Raw genomic sequence first — 12,684 nt, 5'->3', positions numbered from 1 at the left:
AATTACTCCTAAGCGCCCGTATTAGCGTAAAAACAGCTTCATCAACATGCGTTGGATAAAAGTGCCATAGGGAGGATGGACAAACTTACCCGTGTTGAAGCGACCTCGACTGAGCACGGTTTTAGCGTGGCTAAAGGTGAGGAATCCTTCCTTGCCGTGGTAATGCCCCATTCCTGATGGGCCGATACCGCCAAAGGGGGCATCATCGGCCGCCACATGGAACACGGTTTCGTTGATGCACACACCGCCGGAATGGGTTTGCTTGAGGATTTTTTGTTGGCTCGCTTCATCAAAGCTCATCACATATAGGGCTAAGGGGCGGGCGCGATGGTTCACGTAGCTAATGGCCTCATCTAGGTTGTCATAACCAATCACTGGCAGCAGTGGGCCGAAGATTTCTTCTTGCATCAATAGCATATCTTCAGTGGTATCGGTAATGAGCTGAGTAGCGAGTTTACGATGCTGGCTATCAATCGTGTCATTCGAGGCGGGGATCACCTTAGCGCCTTTAGCCTTGGCATCTTCAAGCACTGTTAGCAGACGTTCAAACTGGCGGGCATTAATAATGCTGCCGTAGTCTTTGTTATGAGTAATGGCGCCATACATGGCCTGGAATTTCGTCTGATAGGCTTGAATAAACTCTGCCACTTTCGCCTTAGGACAAAGCACATAGTCAGGTGCTACACAGATTTGTCCTGCATTCAAACACTTACCATAAATCATTCGTTCTACTGCTATCTCAAGTGGCATATCGGGGGCGATAATCACTGGCGACTTCCCGCCCAGCTCGAGAGTCACTGGCGTGAGATTATTGGCGGCGGCGCGCATCACATGGCGACCGACTGTGGTTGAACCTGTGAACAGCAGATGATCGAAGGGCAGGGCTGAAAACTGCGCCGCGACATCGGCTTCCCCTTCGACTACGGCAACATGGGATTCTTCAAACACTTCGGCAAGCAATTGCTTAATGACACTATTGGTCGCTGGGGTGAATTCCGAGAGTTTGAGCATGGCATGGTTGCCAGCGGCGATGGCCGTAACTAAGGGGCCGATGGAGAGCATGACGGGGAAGTTCCAAGGCACAATAATCCCTATCACCCCGAGCGGTTGATAATGCACTTTCACTTGGGCTGGGGCGAGTAAGATGCCCGCATGACGGCGGCTTGGCTTGAGCCATTTCTTTAGGTTTTTCAAGCTGTAATTGATGTTGTTGACTACGGGCATAATGTCGGAAATCAAGCTATCGTCGACCGATCTGTGGCCATAGTCCTGTGAAAGTGCCTCGACGAGCGGCTGTTGGAATTTCAGCAAGGCGGCCTTAAGGCGTAGTAAGCGTTCTTTACGGATAGCGTAATCGGGATTCGGGGCTGCCAAGTAACTTGCACGTTGGCGCTGGAGTAACTCGGTGAGTGGCGAGATTTTTGCTGGGTCTGTTGCCATATTCATAGTGATCCCTCGGGTGAAAGCCTTAAGCTTTGGAAGCGATTTGTGGTGTATAAAAACAAACCGACTGATTAGTCGGTTTATCCTAGCGAACAGCGTGAGCATACGCAAGTGTTCTGGTGCTTTTATGAGCAAGATCACGGCCTGTTATGGGCTTAACTTCTACACTTAAAAGGTAGTTTGTTAGACAAGGAGTAGGTATGACTTTGTTAAAGCATGGTATTTCTGTTGGCATTGAGCGTTATGGCGATGATGATTTTTTTGTTGCCTTTAAAGCGGTTGGTACCTTAACTCATCAAGATTATGAGGTGATGGTGCCCGTGCTCGAGGCCGCGTTAGCAGGGGTAAAAGATCCCGATATTTATGCCTTAGTCGATGTGACTGAGCTCGAAGGTTGGGAACTTCAAGCCGCTTGGGACGATCTAAAATTAGGGGTTAAGCATGTTCGTCACTTTGAGCGGATTGCCATAGTCGGTAAAACGACGTTACAGGAGGTGATGGCAAAGCTGGCAAACTGGTTCACTCCGGCCGAGGTTAAGTTTTTTGTCGATAAGCTGGATGCTATTACTTGGCTCAAAGATGAGCTTAACGATGACTAGCCATTAAGGAGAACAGATTATGCGTTCAGGTCAAATACTCTGGCCCACAGATTTTTCGGAAACTGCGGCCCATGCGCTACGTTATGCTATTGAAATGGCAAATCTATACCATGTAGGGCTAAAGATATTACACGTTGTTGAGCAACCAATCGGTGACGAGAACTACATGATCTTAGCGATCACGCCTGAGGAACTCGCTAAGAGTATGGAAGAAGCCGCCGCAACCAAGATGCAGGCTTTGCTCGAGGGGCTCAAAACCGAATTACCTATTACCACCCTGATTCGCCGTGGCGATCCCGTCGATCAGATTTTAGAAGAAGCCAATGGTAAGGATGTGGGCATGGTGGTGATTGCCAGCCATGGCCGGACGGGGATATCGCACTTTTTACACACCAATGTCGCCGAGGCCGTTGCCAATGGCGCCGCTTGCCCTGTACTGGTAGTGAAATAGCATTTAAAGCTCTGATAAGAGGGCGCTAAGGCGCCCTTTGTTTTTGATTGCTAAAGCATAATTAATTTTACGACCTAGCTGCTTGTCCCGATTTACTGCTATAAAATACAGATTATCAGCCCCCATTATTGGGCGAAACAACCATAAGCGATGGATAAGATTATGCGTACTCAAGAAGTGTTATGCCCGACGGACTTTTCGGCAACTGCCGCCCACGCTCTTAAATATGCGGTTGAAATGGCAAATCTTTATCAGGTGGATATCCGCTTGTTGCATGTCGTTAGCCCGGCACGAAGCGCCCACTTTTACGGTGTGGCTGTGGAGACGCCTGCGACGTTAGAGCAACAGCTCGCCGCATTCGTCGATCAAAAAATGCAAAGCCTTCAGCAGGAGATGCAACAGGGATTAAAGTCAGGCCTTAGTATCAAACCCGTCATTCGCCATGGTGATGCCAGTGAAGAAATTCTCGCCGAAGCCTCCGATGTAGGCATGGTGGTCATTGCCAGCCATGGTAGCACTAGCTTAATGGACTTTTTAAAACCCCATGTGAGTCAAGATGTGGTGCGACTCGCTAAGTGTCCGGTACTAGTCGTTAAGTAGGATCAGAGCGGATCATGCTTTAACACTGAATGATCCAGCAGGGTATTAGCCGCCTCGGCCTCATTATCTAGGGACACTAAACGTCGATATTTTTCCTGTAGCGCGTTGAGTGTTCCATCTTCGGTGATCTGCTTTAATCCCTGATTAAAGTCGTCACGAATTTGTTCATTTAAGAAGGCAAATTTATATTCTGTGGGTGGGAAAATACGATTGCAAATAGCCACTTGTTTGATTTCTGCCTCGGTCAATTTCCCCTCGATAAATGCCTGCTTGAGATAGTATTTAAAGATATTCTTATCCATCACCACGACATCGGCCCTGTGCTTCATCAGCATATACACCTGTTGTATCTGTCTGGCCTGTTCCTGATAACTGGGATTGGTTTTCGCCATTTGGGTAAATTCTTCCCCAAGCAATATCGAAGCGCGTTGAAAGGCCACCACCTTCTTACCGTCTAAGTCTTTAACGCTATTGATAGTGAAATCTTTATCATCGAGGCTGATGGCGCAGTTTTGGTAGCGGATGGCGACATCGGAGTAAAAGACTTTATCAACCATGCCGTCTTTAATGTTGATAATGCCGTCGAGTTTGCCTTCCTTGAGCTCATGGAAAGTACGGGCCAAGGGCAGGTAGTGAATGCTGGCGTTGTGACCTTTAACGGCTAACGCTTGGTATAACAATTCAAGCTCTAAACCGCTGTTGGATTCTTGGATGACATAGGGGGGAATAGAAAGGCTTACCCCAATTTTCAGCTCCGCCGCCTGCATTATTTGGGGATGAATTAGGGCGGCTAAGCCCAACAATCGGTAACGAAGCCGGGACATTCTGGCGGAACCTGAAGCAACTTTAGCGTGTTTCATCACTCATCAATACCTCGTTGTGAGTCACTAACCTGTATTGGCCGCTCCATGACCTACAGCAATAAGTGTAGTTTGCTAATTTATAGTCTTAGTTATTTTATTTAGCAAAAGCGCAATCAGGCTTTTAGAAGGAGGATCCTGGTTGGCTTAAAAAGGCGATCTCTTCTGCGGTAGACTCTCTACCTAATATCTTGTTTCGATGGGGATAACGACCAAATCTGTCGATAATCTCCTTGTGCCTCAGTTCAAATGCTAAATTGGCGATGGCCGCTTCTCGGTTGAATAATTTCACCGCAACTTGATGAATAAGCGGCGACTCACTATGCATGTAGGGCATAAATAAAAAGGGCACTTGTTTTGGCTTAAGTGCTTGGTCAACCTGCTGGGCTACGGCCTCTTGGGCAAGGACGAGGGCGATGGCATCGGCCTCAAACGCGGCGGGCGTATCGCGATAAATATTTCGGGAGAATTGATCCAGCACTATGATTTCGGCTAAACGACCTTGAGGCGTGACGCGCCAATCGGCAAGTTCACTCCGTTTGGCTTGTTTGAGTAAGTCTTCAAAGCGTGACTGGATTAAAGCATCAAATTCAGGGTCTTTGATCCACCAAGATTTAGGTGAGATTTCCTCAAACCAGAAATGTAGCACTTGCTCAGCGGTAATCATTTGGCTCATCACTTACTCCCATCGATTGACTCCTCTTAGAAATAACAGCCATGGGGGGATAAACACAAGTCAATGAGGTAAATTTGTCCAATATTGGTGAGTGTAGCCCTGTAAACTCTGCCTAATAATTTGCGCTGAGGCTATTTCTTATTCACTGAATATCAAGTAGTTTTATAGACTCTTGATCAATTTTTGGATCGTTCCTCTATGCCCCTAGAAGCCGCAGCCACTCAATCGATGTCGAAACAGCATAAGGCATTTTTGCGTAAGTTATATTTAGCGCATTTAATGGATGATGAACGACATAACCTTTTATCACTCAATAAGTTAACTGGAATGCCTCGGCGCACGTTGCAGGATTCTATCGCCGCATTTGAAGATATTGGGATTCGAGTCGAGTTTGTGCAGGACGGCAGCCGTAACAATGCAGGTTATTATCGTATCGTCACTTGGGGGCCAATCAGCAGCGCTTGGGTTGATACCCATGTCGATGAAATTGCCGCAATCATTGGTGTTAATGCCTCGCGTGAAGCGTTGGCGTGAAAGAGCGCGGATTTTGGTTCGACACTGAGCCTCAGTTAAATCAACGAGCCGTTTTACCCCCCTTAGTGCAGGATATCACCGCCGATGTGGTCATTATCGGTGCGGGGTATTCCGGGCTTTGGACGGCTTATTATCTAAAGCAATACCAGCCAAATCTGTCTGTGGTTATCCTTGAGGCCGAATGCATAGGCCAAGGTGCATCCGGTCGCAATGGCGGTTGGTTGATGGGCAGTTTCAGTGGCGATGTCGCCTATCTTAATCAGCTTCAAGGCGAGCAGCGCCTTATCGCTAAAGCCATTATTCAAGAAACTATTTCTGAAGTGGTTACAGTTTGTGCCAAGCACCATATCGACTATGATTTACACCATGGCGGTAACTTGCGGGTGGCGGCGCGTTATCCCGAACAATTAGCCAATATTAAAGCCGAATTAGCGCAGTGGCGCGCAGAAGGTTTTGGCGAAGAAGATATACGTTGGTTGGATAAGCCTGAGCTCGATAAGCAAGTGTCTATGGCCGAGGGCCAAGCGGCACTTTTTACCCCCCATTGCGCGCGAATACATCCGGCGAAACTTGTCTGTGGTTTGGCTGAGCTCGTACAAAGCTTAGGGGTGAAGATCTACGAGCACACCCCTGTAAATCACATGGCGCATCTTGGCGATGCACAAACCCAATTACAGACGCCGCAAGGAAATGTTCGTGCGGCGATTGTGGTGCCCGCAGTGGAAGGTTATCTGCGTCAGCTCAGTGGTCTGGGGCGATTCACCTTACCCGTGCAGAGTTTGCTTATCGCCACCGAGCCATTAACGGACGCCACATGGGATACAATTGGCTTAGCCAATCGCGCGACCTTTAGTGATGCCAGTCGTATAGTGACTTATGGCCAGCGCAGTCCTGATAATCGGCTGATATTTGGTGCCCGTGGCGGCTATGGCTTTGGGGCGAAAATACGCACCGAATTTGGTTTTGACCCTAGGCTCTTTAATGCGACATTTACCGCCAATCAAAGCCCGCATCTGCTTGCTTTCGAGGGCGAATTTGGCTTTCGTTATCAATTATTACTGGCATTATTTCCTCAACTTAAAGGTATTCAAATTACCCATGGTTGGGGCGGTACCTTAGCCTTGGCGAGGCGCTTTTCTCCCCATGCCATCTTTGATAAGAGTCTCGGTTTAGGTCTGATTGGCGGCTATGGCGGGGAAGGTGTCGGAGCGGCAAACCTATTTGCCCGCACGCTGGTGGACTTGATATTAGAACGTGATACACAGCTTGCGACCATGCCTTGGGCGTTTAATGCTTCAGTTCAACAGGTATTAGCCCCCTGGGAGCGCGAGCCTTTACCTTGGCTCGCTTACCATGGCATGAATAAGATTTTTACATGGGAAGATAGGCTCTACAGTCAGCCAAAGAGTGCGGCTTGGCAAAAGGGCTTAGCTAAGCGGCTCGCGAATCGATTAGAAGGCTTAATGAGTTAATCTACTTATAAACCATTGTGTTAGTCAGCCCATTACCGAATCATTTTTATTCATACACGATTTATTTATACACGATAACTACTTTGATGATCCGAATATGTTAACCGAACAGTTTTTTCTACAGGGCCGCCTTAAGCTGGAAACCATTCCCCATGAAATGCGCATGTCCCATTGGGTGTATGCGCCCAGATTAACCGACATGCAAAGCGGGCAAGTGCTGCTCGACCTTGTCGGCCAATGCTGGGATTGTCAGTCTGCGATAGAGCGGGACAATACGCTTTGCCTAACACTCGATGGCTACCCCGACAGAGCCAACTGGATTGAGTTGGTCTTTTTGCCGGAGACAGGGCGAGTCCAGCTAAAGGCTGGCAATATCAATGCTAAGGCGCTTACTGCACAAACATTTCTGCCGCAGGAGCTTGCCATCTACCTTGATACGTTACGCGTTAATCTCCTGAGTTAAAGGAAGATATAGGCTCCAAAGCCAAGCCAGCTAAGGAGTAACAGGGCGATGGCGGCCCAAGCGACAGGAGTAAATTGAGTCTGCGGCAGCGAAAAATCTTCGCCGTCATCCATCTCGTCGGCCGCGCTTGCTTGTTGGTTTCTTACCCTTAGTTGTTGTTTTCTCAATTTATCGCGCTCACGGGCCTTGGCTTTTTGGCGTTTTTTGTATTCGGCAATGCCTTTTTCAATCCCTTGAGCGATAAGCTTAGTCTGTTCCTTCGTTTGCCCCGGTTTTTGCGTGGCTTTGGCAATGCTTAAGGCGTCTTGCTGCGTCTCGGTGGAAATTGTGTTTTTCATCTGCTCAATGTACTGGCGATATCGATTGGCACGATTATACCCTTAACCTTAAGTGAAAAAGCTTAGCGAGTTCGATTTCGGATTAAAAAATCAATGGATAACCACCCTGTGGTGCAGGAATAAATTCAGGTTCATAATCCCACACCTGCCGAATTATCTCGGCCGATAAGGCCTCACTTGCCGAGCCTTCACTGACGATTTCACCCTGCTTGAGGACGATAACCCTGTCGCTGTAACGGGCGGCCTGATTGAGATCGTGTAGTACCACAATCACAGTGTAGGCGTGTTTGTGGGCGAGATTTTTTGCCAGCGCTAATACCTTATGTTGCTGCGCCAGATCCAGTGCCGAGGTGGGTTCGTCGAGCAGTAAAATCGGCGGGAAGGGGGATTGGCTCAATTGAGTTAATACCCGCGCCAGCTGCACTCTTTGTTTTTCACCGCCCGAAAGGGTGGGGTAGCTACGCTGCGCCAAGTGCACTATCTCCACCTCGGTGAGCCATTTTGTGACTAACTGCTGTCCCTCTTTTTGACTCAAGGTTAAGGGATAAAGCCCCATGGCTACCACTTCATGCACCTTAAAGGGAAAGGTTAAACTCGCGTGCTGCGGCAACACTGCGAGCGATTTTGCCAGTTCAGCCCTTGGCCAATTGACAAGCGGGCAGTGCCCAAGCCGAATGCTGCCGCGCGCGGCGGGGATCTCTTGGCACAGTGCCTTTAACAGTGTGGACTTACCCGCGCCATTCGGCCCTAACAGAGCGGTGACACTGCCCGGTTGAAATTGCACACAAATGTCCTTTAACACCGCCTTATCGCCGATAGCGTAGCTGAGTCTATCCACGCTTAGTTGAGTACGTTCAAAATGTTGTTTAGCGACGGGCGCAGCCGATAAGCTCATAGCCATGGGGTTCTCGCTTAGATTAATTTGCTGCGTTGTTGCAGGAGTAAAAAGATAAAGAATGGTGCGCCAATGAGCGCTGTCACTAAGCCAACGGGGAGTTCCGCTGGGGGTAAAAAGGCGCGCGCGCCGATATCGGCAAGTGCCAACAAGGCGGCACCTAACAGGGCGCTCATGGGGAGGAGGCGTTGATGATCTGGCCCCAACAACATACGCACTAAATGGGGTACGACTAAGCCAATAAAACCGATAATGCCCGTTGCCGCAACACTGACGCCAACCCCTAAGGCGCAGAGCAGTATGAGTCTCAGCTTGAGTGAATCAACATCAATCCCTAAATGCCTAGCCTCGGCCTCACCGAGTAGCAGGGCATTAAGCGCCTTGGCATCACGATTAAATTGCCAACTGAGCAGGGCTAACACCACTAAACACAAACCCACATATTGCCATTGTGCGCCGGCAATACTGCCCATCTGCCACAGGGTTAAGTCCCTGAGCGCCATATCATTGGCTAAATAGGTCAACACGCCAATCCCAGCTCCGGCGAGTGCGGCAACGGCGACGCCTGATAAGAGCAATAACACGACCGATGTGCCTAAAGCGCTGCTGGCAAGACGATAGACAATAAGGGTAGTGATTAAACCAGAGGCAAAAGCGCTGACAGAAATCATGACAGATTCGGCGTGGGGGAATAGCACTATGCAGATGGCCGCACCTAATGCCGCGCCGGATGACACGCCAATAATCCCAGGATCAGCCAAGGGGTTACGAAACAATCCCTGCATCACTGCACCGCATTGGGCCAACATAGCCCCAACGGCAAGGGCCAATAAGGTGCGAGGCAAGCGGACATTGCTGACAACCAGTTGCTCGTGGGGCGCGAGATTGCCAATGTTTTGCTCCGTGGCCCAATTAAATACCGCGCTAAGGGAGTCTATAAGGCTGATATTCACCGGCCCAACACTGACGGAAAGCAAGCTGCTGAGGAGTAGCAGCGTTGCCATTGTGGGCCATAGCCAGCGATGTTGTAACATACTCATCGGCCCTAACATTATTGATTTTGCTTGAGCAAAGTGGCGGCCAAGGTTTCAGCCGCTCCGATTGCGCTAATGCCTAATCCGCCGAGTAAGGCTTGCGGCGCAAGGGTTTGGATATAGCCATTTTTGCCTGCGGGAGTATGGGCGAGTAACGGCATTTCCTTTAAGAGTGCTTGCGCGGTTTGTTCATCCGTTTGTGCATCGCTCTGCTCGCTGCGCGTAGAGAGTAAAATCACATCGGGCTGGAGTGAGAGTATGCCCTCTTGGGATAGACTCTTATAACCTTCAAAGTCGGCAATATTCTTCGCCCCCGAGAGCGCGATAATGGTATCGGCCGCAGTGCCTTTACCGCCGACGCGGGCGCCGCGTCCTTCCTGTAATAACATAAACAGGATTTTCGGCTGGGCCTGCTGTTGGCTCAATTGCTGTTGCTGTTTATGTAGCCCTTCAAGTCTTTGATGCAAATCTTGTTTTAACTGTATCGCTTGGTCAGTGCGTTTCAGTAGCTGAGCTAGGGTGTCAATATTCGTCATCAGTTGTTTCTCATCGGCACTTGAGGGTAACTTCACTACCTCTATCTTGGCCTGTTTGAGCACATTGAGTGTGGTTTCTGGCCCCATTACCTCAGATCCAACAACTAGAGTTGGAGACAATGCCATAATGCCTTCGGCCGACAACATTCTGTGATACCCCAGTTTGGCTATTGACGCTAAATGCTCTGGAAGATAGCTGGTGGAATCCACTGCAACCAGCTCGTCAGCTGCATCTAGGGCAAGCACAAGCTCAGTCACCCCAGCGCCCGCGCTAACCAGTTTTATCTCCTGCGATAAGGCATGGGTCGAGAATAAGGCCGCGAACGTTGAGAGGGTGAGTGCCTGGAAAAATAGCCGCCAGTTATTGGCGGATTTATTGGCATGACGATTGGCTTGAAACAACATGGGTAAACTCCTACTTCATCTGTGTGCAAGGCAGGTAAAAGCTACTGCCAAGGAAATGGTTTCGAAAATGTTCTGCTTTAACCTAAGTGATTAATGCTCCATCAAAATCTGCGTCTGGCTGATGGCATTGCCCTGCAAGAGCGCTAACAGCTGCATTAAGGGTTCTACCGGCGCAGCTTTATCTGCGGCGATAACGATACTGGCCTGAGGATGGTGTTTTAGCTGTTCTTCAAATGCCGAACTGAAGGCGTTTAAGTCGGAATAGGTCTCACCGTTTAGCGCCCAGTGGGGAGCGCTTGCCATAATATTGATGGCGATGGATTCTTTTGGTTCGACGGCCGTGATGGCGCTGCTTGGGCTTTGCGGCACTTCCACGGGTAAACTCATCAAACGGCTATTGGCGGTCAGTAATAGAAACACTAAGACGATAAAAATAATGTCAATCAACGCCGTAAGATCGATGCTCGGAAGGGGCTCTAAGGCCGAGATCCCCGCTTGAGGTAATGAGGCTCTATCGGCACTGATCATGGCTGTGACTCGAGTTGAGTGTTAGATGTGGGTTTAGCACGATTAACGTCGGCAAAAGCCTGATAGTGATTCTGCTCGAGGGCGATATGTTCAACCCCAGATAGCCACAAATTGAGTTGATTCAATACATGACTCACTTTTACGCATTGACTATGGGCCCAGATCCCAAACAGATGGGCGGCGGTAATGGTCGGCACCGCGATAATCAGGCCCGCAGCCGTGGTGTTCATCGCCAGCCCAAGCCCTGCACTGAGCTGTGATGGGGTGACGGGACCTTGGGATTGCCCTAACTGGGCGAACATCTCAATCAGCCCCAGTACTGTTCCCAATAAACCCAGTAACGGGCTAATAATCCCAATCACTTGCAGTAACTTGAGACCCGCTTGTAAGTCCCTTTGCTGCTTGTTCAGCCACAGGCTGAGTAATTCTTCCCTGAGCGGCTTTGGCTTATCGGCTTGTTTTAGCAGTAAATTGGCGCCCCTTGTCAGTAAGTCCTGCTGACGATTCGTACTATTGATAAGCGCTTGAATAGTTTCACTGTTGGCCTTGGCATCGGATTGACGCAGCGTTTTCACCCAAGCCTGTTTTTTGGGCGACATAGATGCAAAGGATTGCTGTAAAAATAAGGCGCTACGTTCGAGGCAAATCATTAACGCGATAAAAGCGCAGATAAGTAGCGGCCAAGTCAGGGCGCCGAGTTGAGCCTGTAGGGTGGAAAAGTCAGTCATGGGCATTAAGCCTCTTAGGTTAAATTCTTTATTTAATAATGGGTTATTAAGCTATCAGCGATAACTGGAATACTGCGGTTAGGGACGTTCAATTTAAGGCGAACCGAATAGGTACTCTCACCTTGTAATGGCTGGCCAGTTTGTTGGTGGGGGCTTGAAACTCCCAGGTCTCAACCGCCTCTAATGCCGCTTGATCTAATAGTCCAACGCCTGAGCTTTTCACTAAGGTGAGGGCGAGCTGTTGTCCAAATTCGTTAAACATCACTTCTACCGTCGCCGTGCCTTCAAGCCCTTTTTTACGTGCCATGCGTGGATAGGTGGGTTGCGGCGGTTTACTGGCAAAAGTCGGTGTTGCCAGTTCAATAACCTCGGGAGTGGCTTTAGTGTTCTCGCTGGCGCTGGTGGGCGCCATATTGATGTTGTTAATAACGGCATTATCTTGAGCCTTTATTTCTGCCATTTGCGACAACACTAAGTCAGAAGGTTTTGTTATCTCTTCAGTTTCTTTCTGATGCTGTGTATTTGCGGCCATAAGAGGCTTTGCTGTTGTCGCATCAGCCTTAGAGGATGTGTTCGACGTTGGCTTGTTCTGCACTGCGGATTGAATCGTTCGCGGCTTAGCTGCGGTTGGTGCGGAGGCTTGCCTTGCCATTTCAGTTACTGGTGTATCAGTGAGTGCTGACGCCGTTTGGGGCTTACTGGTATTAGGCACATTTGTTGAAATCGCATCTTCGGTAATCGTATTTGCAGGCGTATTTTTTATCGCTGATTTTTCTGCTGCACGAGGAGCGGCAAAGCTTAAGGTAACCGCTTTATTTGCTTCTTTGAATGCGGCCATTTGTGCCGATTCATTGAGACTACTTGGTAATGGCATAGCAGGCTGCGATGCAATCACTCCCGTTTGGATTGCAACGGTTAATGCGCCAAAAACCAGATATCGTTTCGGTGTCACAGTACGCCTTCCAAGTTCAAAAAACAGTCGCCCATCAATCAATGCTAATTAAGATACGTGAATATAAATAAGATCGCAAATGATAATGATTTCTATTTGATCAATTTTCCAATCTCAGTTAGAGTGCCAGCAATTACGAAAATGGATGCTCAAAAATGCAGCAGCTCGAC

The 12,684-nt window shown here is 49.0% G+C and carries 16 protein-coding genes; 6 read left to right on the top strand and 10 right to left on the bottom strand.

Going from position 1 to position 12,684, the window contains the following annotated elements; all coding sequences use genetic code 11:
• Positions 1–21 precede the first annotated feature (21 nt).
• Positions 22–1,446 carry a coniferyl aldehyde dehydrogenase gene (locus K0H59_RS16455; RefSeq protein ID WP_220053728.1) on the bottom strand — a complete coding sequence of 475 codons (1,425 nt, stop codon included), beginning with the start codon at positions 1,444–1,446 and terminating at the stop codon, positions 22–24.
• Positions 1,447–1,643: 197 nt separating this feature from the next.
• On the opposite strand from K0H59_RS16455, the gene K0H59_RS16450 reads away from it, so the two are divergent.
• The 3 genes from K0H59_RS16450 to K0H59_RS16440 all read left to right on the top strand — a co-directional run bounded on the left by K0H59_RS16450 (position 1,644) and on the right by K0H59_RS16440 (position 3,093).
• Positions 1,644–2,042 carry an STAS/SEC14 domain-containing protein gene (locus K0H59_RS16450; RefSeq protein WP_011718063.1) on the top strand — a complete coding sequence of 133 codons (399 nt, stop codon included), beginning with the start codon at positions 1,644–1,646 and terminating at the stop codon, positions 2,040–2,042.
• Positions 2,043–2,061: 19 nt separating this feature from the next.
• Positions 2,062–2,493: a universal stress protein gene (locus K0H59_RS16445; RefSeq protein ID WP_011718062.1), complete on the top strand. Its 432-nt coding sequence runs from the start codon at positions 2,062–2,064 to the stop codon at positions 2,491–2,493.
• 162 nt (positions 2,494–2,655) lie between these two features.
• A complete protein-coding gene (locus K0H59_RS16440; RefSeq protein ID WP_220053727.1) occupies positions 2,656–3,093 on the top strand; it encodes a universal stress protein in 438 nt (145 codons plus the stop codon).
• Positions 3,094–3,095: 2 nt separating this feature from the next.
• Here the strand turns inward: K0H59_RS16440 and K0H59_RS16435 are convergent, their stop codons facing one another.
• Both K0H59_RS16435 and K0H59_RS16430 read right to left on the bottom strand, forming a co-directional pair.
• Positions 3,096–3,917: an ABC transporter substrate-binding protein gene (locus K0H59_RS16435; protein WP_086902734.1), complete on the bottom strand. Its 822-nt coding sequence runs from the start codon at positions 3,915–3,917 to the stop codon at positions 3,096–3,098.
• Positions 3,918–4,077: 160 nt separating this feature from the next.
• On the bottom strand, positions 4,078–4,629 hold the full coding sequence (locus K0H59_RS16430) for a DUF924 family protein (RefSeq protein WP_220053726.1): 552 nt from the start codon (positions 4,627–4,629) through the stop codon (positions 4,078–4,080).
• Positions 4,630–4,827: 198 nt separating this feature from the next.
• Between K0H59_RS16430 and K0H59_RS16425 the strand changes: the two genes are divergently transcribed.
• From K0H59_RS16425 to K0H59_RS16415, 3 genes are all read left to right on the top strand, one after another.
• Positions 4,828–5,163 carry a winged helix-turn-helix domain-containing protein gene (locus K0H59_RS16425; RefSeq protein ID WP_220053725.1) on the top strand — a complete coding sequence of 112 codons (336 nt, stop codon included), beginning with the start codon at positions 4,828–4,830 and terminating at the stop codon, positions 5,161–5,163.
• Positions 5,160–6,635, top strand: a complete 1,476-nt coding sequence (locus K0H59_RS16420) for an FAD-binding oxidoreductase (protein WP_220053724.1) — start codon at positions 5,160–5,162, stop codon at positions 6,633–6,635. Before K0H59_RS16425 ends, K0H59_RS16420 begins: the two co-directional genes overlap by 4 nt.
• Before the next feature lie 97 nt (positions 6,636–6,732).
• Complete coding sequence (locus tag K0H59_RS16415; protein ID WP_220053723.1) at positions 6,733–7,098, top strand: hypothetical protein; 366 nt, start codon at positions 6,733–6,735, stop codon at positions 7,096–7,098.
• Here K0H59_RS16415 and K0H59_RS16410 read toward each other — a convergent pair.
• The 7 genes from K0H59_RS16410 to K0H59_RS16380 all read right to left on the bottom strand — a co-directional run bounded on the left by K0H59_RS16410 (position 7,095) and on the right by K0H59_RS16380 (position 12,514).
• Complete coding sequence (locus K0H59_RS16410; protein ID WP_220053722.1) at positions 7,095–7,436, bottom strand: DUF2956 domain-containing protein; 342 nt, start codon at positions 7,434–7,436, stop codon at positions 7,095–7,097. The two genes, K0H59_RS16415 and K0H59_RS16410, sit on opposite strands and share 4 nt — an antisense overlap.
• Positions 7,437–7,518: 82 nt before the next feature.
• On the bottom strand, positions 7,519–8,337 hold the full coding sequence (locus tag K0H59_RS16405; protein WP_220053721.1) for a heme ABC transporter ATP-binding protein: 819 nt from the start codon (positions 8,335–8,337) through the stop codon (positions 7,519–7,521).
• 11 nt (positions 8,338–8,348) lie between these two features.
• Complete coding sequence (locus tag K0H59_RS16400) at positions 8,349–9,365, bottom strand: iron ABC transporter permease (RefSeq protein WP_109286550.1); 1,017 nt, start codon at positions 9,363–9,365, stop codon at positions 8,349–8,351.
• Between the two features lie 17 nt (positions 9,366–9,382).
• Positions 9,383–10,306: a hemin ABC transporter substrate-binding protein gene (locus K0H59_RS16395; RefSeq protein ID WP_220053720.1), complete on the bottom strand. Its 924-nt coding sequence runs from the start codon at positions 10,304–10,306 to the stop codon at positions 9,383–9,385.
• A gap of 90 nt (positions 10,307–10,396) precedes the next feature.
• Complete coding sequence (locus K0H59_RS16390) at positions 10,397–10,834, bottom strand: biopolymer transporter ExbD (protein ID WP_220053719.1); 438 nt, start codon at positions 10,832–10,834, stop codon at positions 10,397–10,399.
• Positions 10,831–11,568: a MotA/TolQ/ExbB proton channel family protein gene (locus K0H59_RS16385; protein ID WP_220053718.1), complete on the bottom strand. Its 738-nt coding sequence runs from the start codon at positions 11,566–11,568 to the stop codon at positions 10,831–10,833. Before K0H59_RS16385 ends, K0H59_RS16390 begins: the two co-directional genes overlap by 4 nt.
• An 82-nt stretch (positions 11,569–11,650) precedes the next feature.
• Positions 11,651–12,514, bottom strand: a complete 864-nt coding sequence (locus tag K0H59_RS16380) for an energy transducer TonB (RefSeq protein WP_258405853.1) — start codon at positions 12,512–12,514, stop codon at positions 11,651–11,653.
• Positions 12,515–12,684: the final 170 nt, after the last annotated feature.

Origin of the sequence: Shewanella sp. FJAT-51649 (assembly GCF_019457435.1) — a bacterium.
GTDB lineage: Bacteria > Pseudomonadota > Gammaproteobacteria > Enterobacterales > Shewanellaceae > Shewanella > Shewanella mangrovisoli.
Note: the sequence above shows the minus strand (reverse complement) of the source record. Positions and strands in the feature narration are given on the sequence as shown.

Coding starts and splice junctions, on each gene's coding strand:
- K0H59_RS16455 (WP_220053728.1), bottom strand. CDS start 1,446: ATGAATATGGCAACAGACCCAGCAAAAATCTCGCCACTCACCGAGTTA.
- K0H59_RS16450 (WP_011718063.1), top strand. CDS start 1,644: ATGACTTTGTTAAAGCATGGTATTTCTGTTGGCATTGAGCGTTATGGC.
- K0H59_RS16445 (WP_011718062.1), top strand. CDS start 2,062: ATGCGTTCAGGTCAAATACTCTGGCCCACAGATTTTTCGGAAACTGCG.
- K0H59_RS16440 (WP_220053727.1), top strand. CDS start 2,656: ATGCGTACTCAAGAAGTGTTATGCCCGACGGACTTTTCGGCAACTGCC.
- K0H59_RS16435 (WP_086902734.1), bottom strand. CDS start 3,917: ATGTCCCGGCTTCGTTACCGATTGTTGGGCTTAGCCGCCCTAATTCAT.
- K0H59_RS16430 (WP_220053726.1), bottom strand. CDS start 4,629: ATGAGCCAAATGATTACCGCTGAGCAAGTGCTACATTTCTGGTTTGAG.
- K0H59_RS16425 (WP_220053725.1), top strand. CDS start 4,828: ATGCCCCTAGAAGCCGCAGCCACTCAATCGATGTCGAAACAGCATAAG.
- K0H59_RS16415 (WP_220053723.1), top strand. CDS start 6,733: ATGTTAACCGAACAGTTTTTTCTACAGGGCCGCCTTAAGCTGGAAACC.
- K0H59_RS16410 (WP_220053722.1), bottom strand. CDS start 7,436: ATGAAAAACACAATTTCCACCGAGACGCAGCAAGACGCCTTAAGCATT.
- K0H59_RS16405 (WP_220053721.1), bottom strand. CDS start 8,337: ATGGCTATGAGCTTATCGGCTGCGCCCGTCGCTAAACAACATTTTGAA.
- K0H59_RS16400 (WP_109286550.1), bottom strand. CDS start 9,365: ATGTTACAACATCGCTGGCTATGGCCCACAATGGCAACGCTGCTACTC.
- K0H59_RS16395 (WP_220053720.1), bottom strand. CDS start 10,306: ATGTTGTTTCAAGCCAATCGTCATGCCAATAAATCCGCCAATAACTGG.
- K0H59_RS16390 (WP_220053719.1), bottom strand. CDS start 10,834: ATGATCAGTGCCGATAGAGCCTCATTACCTCAAGCGGGGATCTCGGCC.
- K0H59_RS16385 (WP_220053718.1), bottom strand. CDS start 11,568: ATGCCCATGACTGACTTTTCCACCCTACAGGCTCAACTCGGCGCCCTG.